This is a genomic window from Candidatus Melainabacteria bacterium RIFOXYA2_FULL_32_9 (assembly GCA_001784615.1).
Classification (GTDB): domain Bacteria; phylum Cyanobacteriota; class Vampirovibrionia; order Gastranaerophilales; family UBA9579; genus UBA9579.
The window spans coordinates 1-17,979 of record MFRQ01000167.1 but is presented as its reverse complement, the minus strand read 5'-3'; the positions used below and the strand labels follow the sequence as shown (position 1 = coordinate 17,979).

General features: G+C 31.5%; 14 protein-coding genes and 1 pseudogene (1 of these 15 only partly in view). 12 read left to right on the top strand and 3 right to left on the bottom strand.

Translation table 11 applies throughout. The features are described from left to right. Window positions 1-186: pseudogene (locus A2255_07895) on the bottom strand (hypothetical protein); it reaches 75 nt to the left of the window's first position. 448 nt (window positions 187-634) lie between these two features. Here A2255_07895 and A2255_07890 point away from each other — a divergent pair. After that, complete coding sequence (locus A2255_07890; GenBank protein ID OGI16688.1) at window positions 635-2,158, top strand: hypothetical protein; 1,524 nt, start codon at window positions 635-637, stop codon at window positions 2,156-2,158. Window positions 2,159-2,321: 163 nt separating this feature from the next. On the opposite strand, the gene A2255_07885 is transcribed toward A2255_07890, so the two are convergent. Then, window positions 2,322-3,224, bottom strand: a complete 903-nt coding sequence (locus tag A2255_07885) for a hypothetical protein (protein OGI16687.1) — start codon at window positions 3,222-3,224, stop codon at window positions 2,322-2,324. Window positions 3,225-3,398: 174 nt separating this feature from the next. Here A2255_07885 and A2255_07880 point away from each other — a divergent pair, with 174 nt between their 5' ends. The 3 genes from A2255_07880 (at window position 3,399) to A2255_07870 (ending at window position 6,941) form a co-directional block, all read left to right on the top strand. After that, entirely contained in the window at window positions 3,399-4,271 is an 873-nt protein-coding gene (locus A2255_07880; GenBank protein OGI16686.1) for a hypothetical protein, read from the top strand. Then, entirely contained in the window at window positions 4,219-5,118 is a 900-nt protein-coding gene (locus tag A2255_07875) for a hypothetical protein (GenBank protein ID OGI16685.1), read from the top strand. Before A2255_07880 ends, A2255_07875 begins: the two co-directional genes overlap by 53 nt. A 125-nt stretch (window positions 5,119-5,243) precedes the next feature. After that, a complete protein-coding gene (locus A2255_07870) occupies window positions 5,244-6,941 on the top strand; it encodes a DNA repair protein RecN (protein ID OGI16684.1) in 1,698 nt (565 codons plus the stop codon). Between the two features lie 10 nt (window positions 6,942-6,951). Here A2255_07870 and A2255_07865 read toward each other — a convergent pair whose 3' ends face one another. After that, complete coding sequence (locus tag A2255_07865; protein ID OGI16683.1) at window positions 6,952-7,662, bottom strand: hypothetical protein; 711 nt, start codon at window positions 7,660-7,662, stop codon at window positions 6,952-6,954. A gap of 204 nt (window positions 7,663-7,866) precedes the next feature. On the opposite strand from A2255_07865, the gene A2255_07860 reads away from it, so the two are divergent. The 8 genes from A2255_07860 (at window position 7,867) to A2255_07825 (ending at window position 17,578) form a co-directional block, all read left to right on the top strand. Beyond that, entirely contained in the window at window positions 7,867-9,135 is a 1,269-nt protein-coding gene (locus tag A2255_07860) for a hypothetical protein (GenBank protein ID OGI16682.1), read from the top strand. 346 nt (window positions 9,136-9,481) lie between these two features. Further along, complete coding sequence (locus tag A2255_07855) at window positions 9,482-10,447, top strand: hypothetical protein (GenBank protein ID OGI16681.1); 966 nt, start codon at window positions 9,482-9,484, stop codon at window positions 10,445-10,447. Between the two features lie 284 nt (window positions 10,448-10,731). Next, complete coding sequence (locus tag A2255_07850) at window positions 10,732-11,787, top strand: Holliday junction DNA helicase RuvB (GenBank protein ID OGI16680.1); 1,056 nt, start codon at window positions 10,732-10,734, stop codon at window positions 11,785-11,787. Between the two features lie 18 nt (window positions 11,788-11,805). After that, on the top strand, window positions 11,806-12,975 hold the full coding sequence (locus tag A2255_07845) for a hypothetical protein (GenBank protein OGI16679.1): 1,170 nt from the start codon (window positions 11,806-11,808) through the stop codon (window positions 12,973-12,975). Between the two features lie 244 nt (window positions 12,976-13,219). After that, window positions 13,220-14,350 (top strand): hypothetical protein, encoded by a 1,131-nt coding sequence (locus A2255_07840; protein ID OGI16678.1) that lies wholly within the window; start codon window positions 13,220-13,222, stop codon window positions 14,348-14,350. Window positions 14,351-14,353: 3 nt separating this feature from the next. Then, on the top strand, window positions 14,354-14,752 hold the full coding sequence (locus A2255_07835; protein OGI16677.1) for a glycine cleavage system protein H: 399 nt from the start codon (window positions 14,354-14,356) through the stop codon (window positions 14,750-14,752). Window positions 14,753-14,795: 43 nt separating this feature from the next. Then, on the top strand, window positions 14,796-16,118 hold the full coding sequence (locus A2255_07830) for a glycine dehydrogenase (aminomethyl-transferring) (GenBank protein OGI16693.1): 1,323 nt from the start codon (window positions 14,796-14,798) through the stop codon (window positions 16,116-16,118). A gap of 20 nt (window positions 16,119-16,138) precedes the next feature. After that, window positions 16,139-17,578: a glycine dehydrogenase (aminomethyl-transferring) gene (locus tag A2255_07825; GenBank protein OGI16676.1), complete on the top strand. Its 1,440-nt coding sequence runs from the start codon at window positions 16,139-16,141 to the stop codon at window positions 17,576-17,578. Window positions 17,579-17,979 lie beyond the last annotated feature (401 nt).

Genomic DNA, 17,979 nt, shown 5'->3' with positions numbered 1-17,979 from the left:
GCCTAATCCTTGTGCTAAACCTGTAATTACTATAGTAATGAGAATCGAGAATAAAATTCCTGATAGTAAAGCTGTAGTATTAAATTTTGATTCTATTTCTTCATTTTTTTGTGGAATTTTGCTGCCGCATCTATCACAAAACTGACTATCTTCTCTTAATTCTCTTCCACATTCAGAACATTGCATGATATAAACCTAGCTTTCTTGAATTTTTAGTAGTGCTACAACGTAGACTGATAGCTTTTAAATTAAGTGTGGCTGTTTCAGTGGCTATAATTGATGATTTAAGTTAGGTAATGGATATTACCAGTTTTTTATCCGGTTAAATGTTCAAAAATAAAACACTATGGGTATTATAATAAATATCTTTCAATTAAAGTAATTCCCTATTTTGATAAAATTTTTAAATTAGCTAAAATAACAATAAAATCAACAAAATTTACCTAATCTAATGATTAGTTTTTAAAATTATAAAATTTAAAATTTCTTCAAATTATAAATTTTAAAAACTAACAAGTAAATTTCTTGACTTCATAATTTAGTGTTAATATAGTTGTCATAACTGCCTTAGATAAAATTCAAAAAACCAGTATACCTAGCCTAAGTGGACTATAACAAACCTGAAAGCAAGAAAATGAAAGCAATATTAACAATACTTTTAATAATTATGAGTATTTATTCTTCACAATTTGCTTATTCTGAAGAGTTAGATCAAATTAAAGACATTATTCCACCTGAAAATAATATTACTCAGTCTTTGGATTCTGAGAAAATTATTGATAATAATTTACAGCCAGATAATACCTTGCAACCAGTTGTACCCGAGCAGCCTAAAGTTCAAGCAGAAATTACTTTAGATTGTCCTAAAGATCAAGTACCTATTACGCTAGAAAAAAGTATTCAAACAGCTTTAGAAAATAATTACGGTATAAAAATCATATCAACTCAACAAACTCGGGATAAATGGTTATATTATAATGATTTATCTGACTTTTTACCTGATGTATCCTTTAATTATACTCAAACAAGGTTTGGTGGGGCATTTCTAGTAGGTGGAGTAGTTCCTGTTGATGTTACATCAACTAATATTAATACAGGTTTTGCTGCTCAATGGGATGGTTTTACAGGTTTAAGAAGATATTTTAATACAAGAGCATCCAGAGCCATTTATAATGCTTCAAAAAAGAACTTGGAACTAACACAGGATCAAGTTTTATTACTAAGTACAAAGCAATATTATACTCTTTTACAAGATAAGTTAAATATCGAAATTCTAAAAGTAGCACTAGAACAAACTCAGGCCCAGTTAAGAATAAACCAGCAGAGATTTGAAGCAGGAGTAGGTACAAGATTTGATATTCTAAGAGCTGAAGCTGAAGTAGCAAGTGCAGAACAAAATTTGATAGCAGCATATAACAGATTAAGATTATCACAAGCTCAACTTGCAAATACGTTAGGAATAAATATTTTTACTCCTTTAGTGCCAGCTGAAGAGGAAGTAGAGCCAAAAACTTTATTCAAGGATTGTTTTGATCTTACTGAAGTAACTCAGATAGCCATAAAAAATAAACCTGAACTTGATATAGCTGAGTTAAACATTGCAGCAACAAGAGCCAGAAGAAATTCAGTTTATTCAATATATTTACCGACTGTTTCTGTAAGATCCACTGTGAACTTGACTGGTAGAGAAATTACTGATTTAAATCAGAATCAGTCTGTTGCTCTTTTAGTTTCCTGGTTAGGTGGAGAAAATTTAGGTCTTGAAGGTCTCACAAGTGTAAAAGCTCTAAACGCACAAGTAGAAGAGGCTAAGTTAAGACTTATTGATACTACAAGAAATCTTGAGCAAAGTATAGTAAACTCTTTTTACGATATCATAACTGCCAGAGAGTTAATAGCAGCAACTCGAGCAGAGGTAGTTTCAGCTCAAGAGAGTCTTAGATTAGCTGTCATTAGATTAGAAGAAGGAGTTGGAATTTACACAGATGTAATTGCTGCTCAATTAACTGAAACCCAAGCCAGAATCAAATATTTAAATGCAATAATAGGTTATAATACTTCCCAGGCACAATTGCTTTTTGATATGGGCGTAATATCTCCAAATAATCTACTTCAGGGATATACTGAAGAAGAAGCTACTAGTGACATTAAAAAGTAATTAAACTATTCATTTTATCGTACATATTTTTAAATTTTTTCTTTAATTCCTGTATTTCTTCGTTTGAGACAGATTTCAGTTTTTTCAAGCATTTTATCTGCTTCTTTTATCCAATATACTTGCTCTTCAGTCAAGTCAGAAGCAAATTCATCTTCTTTATTCATTATACTTCTTCTAGATATATTACCTTCTTATTTCCCTTCGTAGTTTTTTTCAAGATTTTAAACGTAGTATTGGGTTTAAATAAAACCTCACACTCTTCTGGATAACCTGAAAATTTTTCAATTGATTTACCTGTTTTGGATTTAATTACTAAAACATAATTACTACCAAATCTCTGTATCATTTTATTACTAGCGCTCGCAGAGAGATAACATTTTGGTTTATACATATCACCTGGTTTAAGAATATCAATTTCAGAATAACTATTGCTTCCTCTATAAGTTACTCCTTTATAATCAGACAACATATCTAAACCTTCGTCTAAATACTGTTTAAAAATTTCCAAATCTTGTGTTAATGGTTTTCCCTCCTTTAAAACTGGAGTTAGCCTTCGATATCCAAGACCAGAATAATAATATATCATATTATCACCTTCCAGACTGGTTATGGGCTTCCCTCTAAATTTATTAACAAAATAACTCTCTAAACTATATCTAAAACCCCTATCTAATTCATATAACCTTGCTATACCTCCTTTTTTAATTTTATTGTATTGTTTTTGTGTTATTTTTCCTTCTCTTTTTAAATCATCAAAAAACTCTTGTTTTGAATTTTCAGGATATGACTGAGATTTTATTGTTTCACCTGTAAAGTTAATTGTTTGAGTAACCCCTTTATCATTTGTAAACTTTTCAAAATGTCTAAAAGATACTGGTATAGATTTACTTAAAACTTGCATAAGAGTTTTCTTGAAATTTATTTTTTTGTTACTACAAGTTGAAAACTCAACTCCATCTTTTGTTGAATTTATACATTTATTATTGATTTTATTGTTTAGGTTAGCTTTATTATTTTTTTGATAACTTTGAAATCCTTGATTAGCCTGAAATGCATTAATAAACATCCTAACTTTTTTCCAACTTCTGTTTCAAAATATACAAGTTAAATCCTTATTCATATAAGAACAATGGAGCTAAAAAATTGCTAAACAATAAATCATTTTTTGATTTTATGTATAATAAATTAATCTCAGTTATTACAATAAAATTACCTCATTTATGTTTAAAACAAGTGATTTATGAACCAAAAAAGTAAAAAAGAAAGACTTGATTCAATCCTGGTATCAAAAGGTCTTTTTGAGAATAAAAGCCAAGCTCAGGCTGCTATTATGGCTGGTTCTGTCAAAGTTAACGGGCAGACCACTACAAAAGCAGGAACTCAATTTCCCCAAGATATAAAAGATATAGATGTAGCAGTATCGCCTTATGTCAGCAGAGGTGGTTTTAAGCTTGAAAAGGCTATAAAAGAATTTAATATATCAGCAAAAGACAAGATTTGTCTTGATGCAGGAGCTTCTACAGGTGGCTTTACAGATTGTCTTCTTCAAAATGGAGCTAAAAAAGTTTATGCTGTTGATGTTGGGTACGGTCAATTAGCCTGGAAGTTGAGAAATGATCCCAGGGTTATAGTTATAGAAAGAACAAACATAAGAAACGCAGCACCTGAAGAAATATATAAAGACTTAGAAATACCTGACAATTCTCTTTTCGCAGAATTAATAACTATGGATTTATCTTTTATCTCAATAATAAAAGTTCTTGAAAATATTAAAAACCTTATGAATCCTGAAAAACAGGAAATAATTGCTTTAATTAAACCACAATTTGAAGCAGGCAAAGGTCTGGTCCCTAAAAGCGGCGTGGTAAAAGATAAAAATATTCATGTTAATGTTATTAAAAATATAGTAGAATATGCTTGCACCTTAAATGTTTACCCTGTAGATTTAACTTATTCCCCAATACAAGGTCCTGCAGGTAACATTGAATACTTAATTTATCTAACAAATAAACAAAATCATTTGAGTGAGGAAAAAATTAGAACGGTTGTGGATAAAGCTTATGAACACTTCTCATCAAATCAAATCTCTGGACAACAAAATTATAAGCCTTGAAAAAATAGGTATTATATATAATACGGAACATAAACAGGCTATAGAAGTAGTTGACAAACTAGAAAACATCTTTAAAGAATACGGACATTCCTGTATCAAAAGACAAATAACACCCGGTAAAGGTAAAAAAGTAGAAGATTTTGATAAAGACATTTCTTTTGCCATTGTTGTTGGCGGTGATGGAACTTTCCTTGGTGCAGCAAGATTCTATGCTCCATTAGACATACCTTTATTTGGAATAAATATTGGAAGGCTCGGTTTTCTTTCACAATTACAACTTGAAGAGCTGGAACAGGGAATTAAGAAGCTTATTGATGGACAGTTTAAAGTTGAAGAAAGATTAATGCTTAAGAGCTTTAATGTATCTAAAGAATCAAGATTCTCTTATACAGCTCTAAACGATGTCGTCATTAAAGGTGGATCAATTTCAAGAACAGCACAATTGTTTCTCTATATAAACGGTAAACACGTTTGCGATTATGTTGCAGATGGATTAATTATATCAACACCAACAGGATCAACAGCTTATACTCTATCAGCCGGTGGCCCTGTTGTTGTTCCAGAACTAGAGGCAATTGTTATAGTTCCAATATGTCCTCATGCTTTAACTTCTAGACCAATAGTTATTCCGGCTAATGAAGAAATAATGGTAAGCGTTAAGTCTGATTCTGACATAGTTTATCTTACTGCGGATGGTCAAGAAAGTGTTAAATTAAGAAGTAGTGATAATATTTATGTTAAACAAACTGAGTATAAAGCTAAATTAATCTTATTAGAAAAAGAAAATAATGGTTTTTACAGAGTTTTAAGAGAAAAATTACACTGGGGAGTCGCCCCGGGCAGTTAATTTGCGTTCTAAAAAGTGATCTCGTAGGGTGGGTATCTGCAATAATCATAGATTATATGCGCTAATATAACTACTTACCCACCAGCACCAAACTATCAAAACACTCAAAGCATCAAGGATAAGAAATGATAAAAAGCCTGTTTATAAATAACTTTGCTTTAATTGATGAACTGGAAGTCAACTTCGGTAAAGGCTTAAATATCTTAACCGGAGAAACAGGTGCCGGAAAAAGTATATTAATAGATGCAATTGATCTTGTATTTGGCGCAAGATCATCAAAAGAACAGATTAAAACAGGAACGAATAAGGCTTTAATTGAGTTAAATGTAGAATTATCTGATAACTTCCCCAAAAACCTGCTTAAAGAAAACGGAATTGAATTAGAAGAAAGTAATATCTTAATTATTTCTAGAGAAATATCTAATACAGGGACCAGGTCTAGAATTAACGGTGTTCTGGTAACTCAAAATTACATACAAAGCTTACGAGAATATCTAATTGATATTCATAGCCAGCATGAAACTTATAATTATATTCAACTTAAAACCCATATAACTCTCCTTGACAGTTATGGAGACAAAAAACATCAGGAATTATTTGAAGAATTTAGAAAAATTTATTCAGAATATAAGCAAACTCAAAAAGAACTTGCCCTTGCTAAATCTCAAATTCAATCAAAAGAGCAAAGAATAGACTTCTTAAAATTCCAGATTGATGAAATCTCATCAGCAAAAATTGAGGATACCAATGAGTATGATAATCTTCTTCAGGAAAGATCTGTTTTAATAAATGCTGACGAGCTAAAAAATCTTTCTTATTCGAGTTATACATCTTTATACGGTCAAGATAACAGTATTATAGATATATTAAATCAGATTGAGAATAAGCTCATTAAGGCCTCTGAATTTGATAAGAATTTATCTCGGATTATTGAGACACTATCTTCAAGTTCGATCAACCTAAAAGACTCAGCAGATCAGCTTAGAAATTACTCAGACAATCTTGAAACCAATCCTGAACAATTAACAATGATTGAAGAGAGAATCGACCTGTTAGATAAATTAAAAAGAAAATACGGTCCTGACTTAGCCAATATATTAGATAATCTCGAAAAATTTGAACAAGAATTAAACGAAATAGAAATTAAAAGTGAAAAAGCTGAAGAATTATCTAAAAACTTAGCTATTCTTGAAAAAAAATTAGATAAAATCTCTCAAGAATTATCTATTTCAAGAAAAAACCTGGCTAAATTATTATCTGATTTAATTCAGAAAGAATTGGTAAAGCTTGAAATGCCAAAAGTTCAATTCCACATAAAAGTTGAAACAAAAGAAGAAATTTCAATTACTGGCATCGATAATGTAGAGTTTTTGATCTCACCAAACCCCGGAGAACCTTTAAAACCTCTTGCTAAAATTGCCAGCGGCGGAGAAATTTCAAGGGTAATGCTTGCTATTAAAACAATTTTTGCAAAAGCAGACCGGGTTAATACAGTTATATTTGATGAAATTGATAGCGGAATAAGTGGTAAAACTTCTCAAGCTGTTGCAGAAGAACTTGCAGATTTAGCAAAAAGCCACCAAATATTATGTATAACTCATCAACCAATAATTGCTGCCATGGCTGATAAATATTTTTATATAGAAAAAATCCAGAATGAAAATACAACCAAAATTGCTGTTAACAGCTTAGATGAAAAGCAAAGAATTATTGCCATCTCAAAGCTTGCAAGCGGTTCACAGGATCAGGATTCTCTTAACTTTGCTGCTAAACTAATTCAACAAGCAAACGAGTATAAAAACAATTCTAAAATGCTAATTTAATCAGGATATATTATATTCTTACACTATATTTATAAGAATTAGTGTTATCTTCATTTTTTAATAATTTACAAAAATCTTGATCGATGGTCTGGCTTACTAACTTTTTTAAATATCCAGCTATAACAGGCTTTAAAATAAATTTTGTACTAAGAGAATCTGCTTTATTTTCTAGTTCTCTAATTCCTAACTCACTTTCATCTATAGAAGCTGTTAAGAAAATATGAATATCTTTAAGAACTTCGACTTCTCTAATAGCTTTAATATAAGCCTCAATACCCGGTTTATAACTAACAAACAAATAATCAGGAATTCTATCCTGTAAATACTTATTTATTACTTTAATGTCCGTTGATACATATATATTTTTTTTATTAAAACCAATATTTACTAAATTTTTAACTATATAACCCATATCATCAAAATCTTTATCAATAAGAAGAATGTTCTGAGTCTTAATAAAGTTTCTTTTTAATTCCTCAACAGCCTTATGCTCCTCTTCACAATCATCTTCATCTAAATGAATATTAACTTCATTAATTCCAAAATTAAGAAGTCTATCTATCATATCTTCAGTTAAATATTTTCCACCCCTAAGAATTAATATACCTCTTTTCCAAATATCATCTTTTAAAACAAGAGTAAAATTAGAGAATTCTCTATAAAATTTTGACTTTAACGTTTTCAAATTAACAGGATTTGTAAGAACATTACTTACAAGCATACTTCTTTCCTTTTTCTCTTATCTCTCTCTTAGTATTTCCATGATATATATCGGCAAAAAAATTTTTGCCTTTATGAAAACTGAGTAAAATAATGTTTTTGAATGATTTTAAAATAATTTCTAAAATAAATTACTTTTTTTTAATAAAATTGAGCACTATATCCTATAATGAACTATAAGGAGAAATTAAAATGGAGTTAAATAATGAACTTACCAAATAAATGGGCATCAGATTTATTAGGTAAAGATAGACAAAAAGCACAAATAGCAGCTGAACATATTATAAACACGCCGGATATTGAAGCCTGGCAATGTTTAATTGATAATTCTGATTATTTATTCAGCTATATAAAAGAAAGAGCAGGACAAAATTTAGTTAAAGCAACAAATAATGACAATATAGAGAATATATTTGATTTACTTAAATACCACTCTCCCGATTGGGACAACTGTATTGCTGAATGCCTGAAAAACTATTCCAACGATACAATTAACAAGAAAATCCTGGACCTGCTGATTTCAGGAACAATAGAAGAAAAATCATACACAGCAAAATTTTTCTATTACATAAATAATAATGATGCCAGTAAAGCTCTTTTTGAAGCAACAAAAGAAGAATATCAACCATTAAAAAATAATGCAGCACAAGCATTAGGCAAAATAAATGACCAAGATTCCTATAATTATTTTATAGATAAATTAAAATCGGATGATGACTGGGAAAAAACAGAAGCAGCAGAATTTTTATCAAATTACGGGAATAAAGATGCAATCATCCTAATATTAAAAGCTATGGCTAACTCAGGGATGGCTGAATATCTAGCTGGAGAAGCTGCAAGCTTAGTAAATATTTATGAATTATTCGAACAAGAAGAAGATATTCAAATCTTAGCCTTTGAAGCATTTGATAATATATTATCCGGACTTGCTGAAGTTTGGGATTTAAATGCTATTCTAGACTTTAATATTTATGAATGCATTGAAAAGCTCATTAAATTAGCTAAAGAGCATCCTGATGGTAATTTATCAGGAAAGTATGCACAGCTTTTACTAAAAGCCAAATCGAAAATTTCTTTATTTAGCAGCAATTCACAATATACATTTGACGAAGAAAAGACTGTTTTAAAAGAATTAGAGGAAATCTATCATTTATTGATTTGTGAAAGTGAAGATTTCTGGAACAAACAGATAGAAAACATAAATAAAGAATTAAAAGTAGACAATATAAAGAGAAAATTATCTGCTATAGCTACCATAAACGAATTAGAACTTAAGAATTGTGCATCTTATTTAAAGAATCTTATATTAAACAGTAATGAACCCGAGATAGTTGTATATGAAGCCATTTTAACTCTGATAAAGTTAGGATTTACTTCACAAATTGATAATTTGAATGACTTATTAGCAAGTATTAAGGATGAAAATCTACTGGCAGTAATCCGAAATTCCCTTCCATACGTAGAACAAGGCTAATATTGTTTATATATTTTTATAAGATTATTGCAAATTGTAACGAAAAATTAGGAAATTAAATTATCTAAAATCTAAATTCCTAATTTTTACATTTGTAGCAATATTTTTCCTGAACAAAATAAATTAGAAAAAATTTTTATTGTTAAATAAAAAATTCCTGTCAATTCTAATTAATTAGAGAGATTCAGGAGTTTTTTTCATTCAGCCTAAAAAACTTGACTAGATTTTATTAGCGGCTTTAATTATGTTTTATGAACAAGATTAGTTAGCGCATATCAATTAATTATATTAAAACTCAATATTAACGCCACATATAAACAAATGCATAACTAAAATTGGAATAATTATGGTTAAATTTATGAATAAAAACAGAATAATCCTTACACTTAGCTTAGCTACCTTACTAATTAACTTTTCTAATCTAGCAATGGCAAGTGATGTTGCTGATGTACATGACAAAAAACATATCAGTACAGAAAGTCTGGTTACTCCGTCAGAAAAAACTCAGGTAGCAAACCTGACAGAAAAGCCTAAGGTCATTCAAGCACCTAAATCCCAGACAACAATAAAAGTTTCGAATCCTAGAACAGACACGGCTGTAAAGATTAACTACAAAATTTTCACCAATAAAGAAACCAAGACAGATTATGCCGCTATATATATCAATAATAAAGAAGTCGTTAGGTATAATCATCCTGCCGGTGGATTTTCTCCTGAAGACAGAGCCAAAATTCTGGTTCATAGATTGCAGCAATTTATTCTAAAAAACGGCAATCCTAAAGATATTATTCCTGGAAAAGAAAACAATTGCAGCATTGGTAGAGCAGGTAATACTATTTTCTTTACTGTAGATGAAAAAAATGCTGAAGCTATAGGCTTATCAACATCAGGTTTATCAATTCATTGGGTAAATAATATCAGAGAAGCTCTTGGAGCACCAAAAATTGTCAGAGGAAATTCATTTATAGCATCCAGGGGTAATATATCCGCTACATTTGCAAGAAAATATCTTGGAAAAGAAGAAGTTGGTGTTGCTTCCTGGTATGGTGGAGTATTCCATGGAAAGAAAGCTGCTAACGGTAGTGTTTATAATAAACATGAATTTACAGCAGCACACAAAACATTACCTTTTGGAACTCTGGTTAAAGTAACAAATTTAAATAACAATAAATCTTGTATAGTAAAAATTACCGATAGGGGACCTTTTGTCCAAGGTAGAATTATAGATCTTTCAAGAGCTGCGGCTAAAGAAACAGGGATTATACAGTCTGGTGTTTCTAGAGTTAAAATCGAAGTTATCGGAAAAATCTAGTAAAAATTAAGTTTAAACAGAAAAATTTTTGAATAAAAAAAGAGAGTTTTGGCTCTCTTTTTTTATATTTAGCTAACTTATAAGTTAGCTAAATAATGCCTTTTTATTAATTTTTCAGGTATAATATCATTATATGGTATATAAAGAAATTAGCTCTGAAGCAGGTATAAAGTTTTCAATACAACTGGACAAAGCCCGCTCTTCCCGAAAATTGAACCCATTCAAGCTTGTTTTAATTTTAAATTCTTTTTTTACAATATCAAACTGAGGATAAGGGGTACAAATTGGCCATAATTTCATCAAATGAAAAGAAACCAAAAGAATTTTTAAGAGAAAATATTTCTGCTAAAGAAACAGAGTACGATAAATGCTTTGAAAATAACTTGAGACCTAAAACTTTTCAGGATTATATTGGACAATCACAGTTAAAAGAAACACTCAAGATTAGTCTTGATGCAACCAAACAAAGGAATGAACCTTTAGATCATCTGTTGTTATATGGACCTCCAGGTTTAGGAAAAACAACTTTAGCTGGTGTTATTGCAAATGAAATGGATGTAAGTTTCAAGATCACCTCTGCTCCAGCACTTGAACGGCCGAGAGATTTAATTGGCATTTTAATGACACTAAGAAATGGTGAAATTCTTTTTATCGATGAAATTCACAGATTAAATAAGGTTGCAGAAGAAATCTTATATCCTGCAATGGAAGATTTTTCAATAGATAGAACAACCGGGAAGGGCCAAAGTGCAAAAACACTCAGAGTTCCAATTCCTAGATTTACTCTTATTGGGGCAACAACAAAGGCGGGTGCTTTATCGAGCCCTTTAAGAGATAGATTTGGTATTATATATAGATTAGAGTTTTATAATAATGAAGAATTATCGTTGATTGTTAAAAGAACTGCCTCAATTGTTAATGCAGAAATAACTGAAGATGGAGCAAATACAATAGCTTCAAGATCAAGAGGAACACCAAGAATTGCTAATAGGTTACTTAAGCGTGTAAGAGATTATGCAATGGTTAAAGCCGATGGAATCATCACTAAAGAAGTTGCAAATGATGCTCTTGATATGCTAAAAATAGACCTATATGGACTCGATACAACAGATAGAGATCTTTTAAAACTAATTATCGAAAAATATGATGGTGGACCTGTAGGCATTGAAACCCTTGCTGCTGCTCTTGGTGAAGATATTAGAACCATCGAAGATGTTTATGAACCATTTTTATTACAATCAGGTTTTATTTTAAGAACCCCAAGGGGAAGAAAGGTTTCTCCTGCAGGATACAAGCATTTAGGCTATAAAGTTCCCAATTCACAGCAGAGTTTGTTCTAGTTTTTAGAGAATTTATGTATGAACAAGTTTAAGCTATTTTTATCATTCCTTATAATCTCATTTTTGATGATTATTCTTCCTTCGTACGGACAGAATACTGGTAAAGAATCTATGCCTCTAAAACTTGAGTACGCTGTTGGTAAAATTCAGGAAATATCCTCGGAGAAAGAAAATAAACTTTTACATGAAACTCTGGGTGGCATTCAAACTACCCAGACAGTAAAAGTTAAAATAATCAGCGGAAAACATAAAGGAGAAACCGTAGAAACTCAGAATCAACTAACCTCAAATCCTGCGTATGACATTAAAATTAAACCCGGATCGAGGGTAATACTAGAAATAGAAGAAAAAGGGGATAAGTCTGATTTTTATATATCTGATCTTGAACGTGCACCAGCTTTAATGATTATATTAGGTTTATTTCTCACTTTAATACTCACAGTAAGTGGCATAAAAGGACTAAGAACGTTGTTTTCGTTAGGAATAACAGCATTCTTGGTCTTTTTTGTTTTAATCCCTGCTATTTTAAGTAATTATCCTATCATACCAACAACCATAGCCATTGCTCTTATTTCGACTCTAGTTACAATGTTTGTTATTGGAGGAATTAATATAAAAAGCCTTTCAGCAACTCTAGGAACTGTAGGAGGCTTATCTGTTGCCGGATTACTTTCAATGCTGATAATTAAAATAGCTCCTTTAACAGGTCTAACTGATCAGGAATCCGTAATTTTATGGACTTCAAGGCCTGATTTAGATTTTACAGGAATCTTAACCGCTGCAATGATCATAGGATCCCTGGGAGCAATAATGGATGTAGGAATATCAATTGCAAGCAGTATTACGGAAGTAAAAGAGACAAATCCATTATTATCTCCTACCCAGCTTATTAAATCAGGCTTAAACGTTGGTACAGATATAATAGGAGCAATGAGTAATACATTAATTCTTGCTTATATTGGAGGAGCTTTTCCTCTAATATTACTTGCCGCAAATGTCCCTTTTATTAAGTTTATTAATTTAAATTCAATTGCAAGTGAAATAGCAGCCGCAATAGCCGGCAGTATTGGAATTGTTCTTTGCGTTCCAATAACAGCTGCTATATCCGGTTACTTAATCGGTCGTCAAGCTACCTTAAAAAATCAAATAATTAAGGAGGATTTAACGGATAATATCTTTAATAAGTAGAGGTTGTCTAATAAAACAGCTTTTATTAACCTAATGGAGTGGCCGAAAAATTATGAAGATATTTCAGGGAGGTAAATTTTCTCCGTCACTATGCCTGTTAGCTTCGCACAGGCAAGGCTCCTCCGAAAACATACCTCCCTTCAAAATTATTCGATCAAAGTACTAATATAACTTGACAAAATTTCTTGATGGTTAAAAATCTGAATATGGTACAAAATTTTTTATTAGAATTATGAAAGTAATTATGGAAAAAATAAAAAAAACCCCACTATGTAAAGAGCACGTAAAACTCGGTGCTAAAATGGTGCCTTTTGGAGGCTGGGAAATGCCTCTTCAATATGGCAGTATAATAGATGAACATTTAACAGTAAGAAATTATGCTGGTTTATTCGATGTATCCCATATGGGAGAATTTTTTATTTATGGACCAGAATCAATTAATTTTTTACAAAAGCTCGTACCTCAGAACATCTCAAAATTAACTACTGGAAAAGCTGTTTATTCTCAGCTTATTAATCCAAATGCTGGAATAATTGATGATCTTATTATTTATAGACTTGAAGATAAAGAGTATAATCCTAGCTTTCTTTTGATAGTTAATGCTTCAAGAATTGATGATGACTTACACTGGGTAGAATTTAACAAGAAAAACGATCAATTTGATGTTGAAATTGAGAATAAATCTGCTGAATTAGCAATGATAGCTATTCAAGGACCATTAGCAACAGAGATTATTGAAGAATTTGGTTTATCAAAAGAAGATCAACCTTCAAGATTTTCAATTAAAGAAACAAATCTAGACTCGTTTAAAGTATTTATATCCCGTACAGGTTATACTGGTGAAGATGGTTTTGAGATCATTATAAACAATAAAGAAGCTCCTTCATTATGGCAAGAACTCTTATCAAAAGGTGAGAAATACGGCTTAAAACCAATAGGATTAGGAGCTAGAGATACTTTGAGACTAGAAGCAGCAATGCTTTTATACGGTCAGGATATGAACGAAAAAACAACCCCTGTTGAAGCATCTCTTGGTTGGTCTATCCCTATTGATAAAGAAGAAGACTACTACGGAAAAAATATTATTTTATCCCAGCTTTCTAATGAAAATTTAGATAAAATTCTTGTAGGATTTAGAATGCTGGACAAATCCATACCAAGACATGATTATGAAATTTTTAAAGATGATGAAAAAGTTGGTTATGTAACCAGTGGTGGTATTGCACCTTTTGTTGGTGCTAATATAGGACTTGGATACGTTAGTACAAAAATTCCAACTTCAATAGGTACAAAAATAGATATAAATATAAGAGGGAAGCTTCATCCGGCTGAGATGGTTAAAAGGCCTTTTTATACTAGGAGTAGGAGGGTATAGTTAATGAATAATGTTCCAGACAAAGTTTTATGTACAAAGACTCATGAATATATACTACCGGAAGGTAATACTGCAAAAATCGGAATCACAGATTATGCTGTTGAACAATTGGGAGACATTGTTTTCGTAGAATTGCCTGAAGAGAATACAAGTTTCTCAAAAGGAGAAGTTTTTGGAACAATCGAGTCTGTTAAAGCAGCTTCTGAATTATATATGCCAATAGATGGCAAAGTTATAGAAATAAATGAGAAGCTTGCAGCTGAACCTGAATTAATCAACGATGATCCTTTTGGAGCAGGCTGGTTGATTAAAATAACTGATTATAATTCTGAAAATCTAAGTAACGCTATGACTTATGACGAATATAAAGAATTTTTAGAAGAGGAAGAAGAGGAAGAATAAATTGTATAATTTCCTGTCTCATACTGACGAAATTCGTCAGGATATGCTTAAAAAAATAGGTTTAAGCTCTATAGAGGAATTATTTCAAAATATAAATCCAAAAGTAAGAATAAATAGTGAACTTAATATTCCAGAAGGCGTAAGCGAGCTTCAAGCTCAAAGGAAGCTACTGGATTTAGCTCAAAAAAACACTAGCACTTCCAATTGTATTTCTTTTCTTGGTGGTGGAAGTTATAACAGGTATATCCCAGCTTGTATAAACACTGTAATAGAAAGATCTGAATTTATTACAGCTTATACTCCTTATCAACCTGAAGTCAGCCAGGGAACTTTACAGGTAATGTATGAATATCAGTCAATGATTTGTAATTTGACTGGAATGGACGTTGCAAATGCATCTGTATATGATGGAGCAACAGCTTCAGCTGAAGCAATATTAATGGCTTCCAGACTAACTAAAAAAACAAAAGCTTTAATATCTTCTACCCTTAACCCGCAATATAAAGCCGTTATTAACACATATTGCGCTGGAGAAAGTATTCAGGTTGAATATTTACCAATTAAAAATGGTAAAGTAGATTTAGAAGGATTAAACAATAAAGAAGCAGACACTTATGCTTGCATTCTTATTCAAAATCCAAATTATCTTGGATGTGTTGAGGATGTTTTTGCTATTTCTGAAGTTAGTAAAAGAATAAAATCTAAATTCATAGTAGCGGTAGATCCCGTGTCTTTAGCTTTATTAAAAAGTCCTGCAGAATATGGTGCTGACATTGTAGTTGGCGATATTCAGCCTCTTGGAATAGGAATGTCATTTGGTGGCCCTCACGGAGGATTTATAGCCTGTAAAACTGAATATTTAAGACAAATTCCAGGAAGAATTGCAGGAATGACAAAAGATAGAGATGGAGAAAGAGCATTTACTTTAACTCTTCAAGCTAGAGAGCAACATATCAGAAGAGCTAAAGCAACAAGTAATATTTGTTCAAATCAGGCCCTTATGGCTCTTGCTGCAACTACTTATCTTTCTGTAGTAGGTCCTGAAGGATTAAAGGAAGTTGCAAATATTTCTACTCAGCGTGCTCATTATTTAGCAGAAAAAATAAATGAAATTTCCGGCTTTAAAGTTCTATTTTCTGACTTTTTATATGAATTTGTCGTACAAATAGAAGGTTTATCTTCAGACAAATTAATTGAAAAAATGGAAAATCAGAACATCTTAGCGGGAATCAAGCTTGATAATAAATTTGAAGAACTAAAAGACTGCATTTTAATATGCACAACAGAAATGAATGATGTTAAAGATATAAACACTTTCATAGATAGCTTGAAAGAAATTTCTGCAAAATATAATCTTAAAAGCTAATTAATAAAGGATAAAAACCAATGACAGAAATAAGTTTTGAGAAAAGTATAGAAGGAAGAAGAGGCGTAAAGTTTCCTGAAATTGGAATCGAAAGCAAAAATCTTGATAACTATCTTCCTAAAGATATTCTTAGAGAAAATAAGGTAAATCTACCTGAATTAACTGAATTAGATGTTATGAGACATTTTATAAACCTTTCTCAGAAGAACTTTTCTGTTGATACCGTTTTTTATCCTCTTGGCTCCTGCACTATGAAGTACAATCCTAAAATCAATGAATTTACCGCAAATCTTGACGGATTAGTAAATATACATCCTGAGCAAAGTGAAGATAAAGTGCAGGGTGCTTTACAGCTTATGTATGAGCTGCAAGAATACCTGAAAGAAATAACGGGTATGAATTCAGTTACATTGCAACCGGCTGCTGGAGCTCATGGTGAATTTGTCGGCATGCTCATTGTAAAAGCTTATTTTGAAAAACTGGGTGAAAAAAGAACCAAGGTTATAATTCCTGATTCTGCTCACGGTACTAACCCTGCAACTGCTAAAATGTGCGGTTTTGATGTAATTGAAATTAAATCCAATTCAAAAGGCATGGTTGATATTGAAGAGCTTAAAAAAGCTTTAAATAACGATGTTGCAGCTCTTATGATGACAAATCCTAATACTTTAGGCCTTTTTGAGGAAAACATCCTTGAAATATCTCAAGCAGTTCATGAAGCTGGAGCTCTTCTTTACTATGATGGAGCTAATTTAAACGCCATTATGGGAATCACAAATCCTGCTTTAATGGGATTTGACATTGTACATATTAACTTACATAAAACATTCTCAACTCCTCACGGTGGCGGCGGCCCGGGTTCAGGCCCTGTGGGTGTAGTTGATAAGTTAGCCAGCTACCTTCCTATACCTATTGTTGGATTTGATGGACAAAAATATCATCTGAATTATAATCTTGAAAACACAATAGGCAAGGTAAAAGCTTTCTATGGAAATTTTGGAGTTTTAGTGAGAGCTTATACTTACATATTAATGATGGGTAAAAAAGGCTTAAGAAAAGTAAGTGAAGATGCTGTTCTTAATGCAAATTATCTGAAAGAACATTTAAAAGACTATTATAAACTTCCTTATGATCAAATTTGTATGCATGAATTTGTCTTGTCAGGTGAAAACCAAAAAGCTAAAGGTGTTAACACAATTGGAATAGCAAAACGATTGATGGATTTTGACATTCATCCCCCCACAGTTTATTTCCCATTAATTGTCCCTGAATCAATTATGATAGAACCCACAGAAACAGAATCAAGGGAGACTCTGGACAACTTTATTGATGTTATGAAGAGAATTAATACAGAAATAGAAAACGATCCAACATTGGTCCTTGAATCACCTCTGGTTACATCAGCATCAAAAGTTGATGAAACTCTGGCTGCAAGACAACCAAATTTAAGATGGATCTGAGCGAAGCGAGAAATCTCAACAAACGATGCACTGTCATTGCGAGGTGGCTATGCCACAGTCACATTATCATCAATCTTTCTTTGATATACAAGAATTATTGATGATGTGTTTGTGGCACCGTGGCAATCTAACTAACATGTTCTGTCATTCTGAACAAAGTGAAGAATCTCTTTCCTTTATGCCACAATCTTTCTTTTGTTTTGTTTAAAGTGGCAGAGTATATTATATAGATGCCGGACTTGTTCCGGCATGACAATACGACGTTTATTGAAATTTCTTACTTCATTCAGGATGATTGATGAACAGGTAGGTTCATCCTACCAATGAAATAAGCCTAAAATGACAGATTTTTAGTGATATAAGATTGATTCATATAATTTTTGTATATAAATCAGCCCATT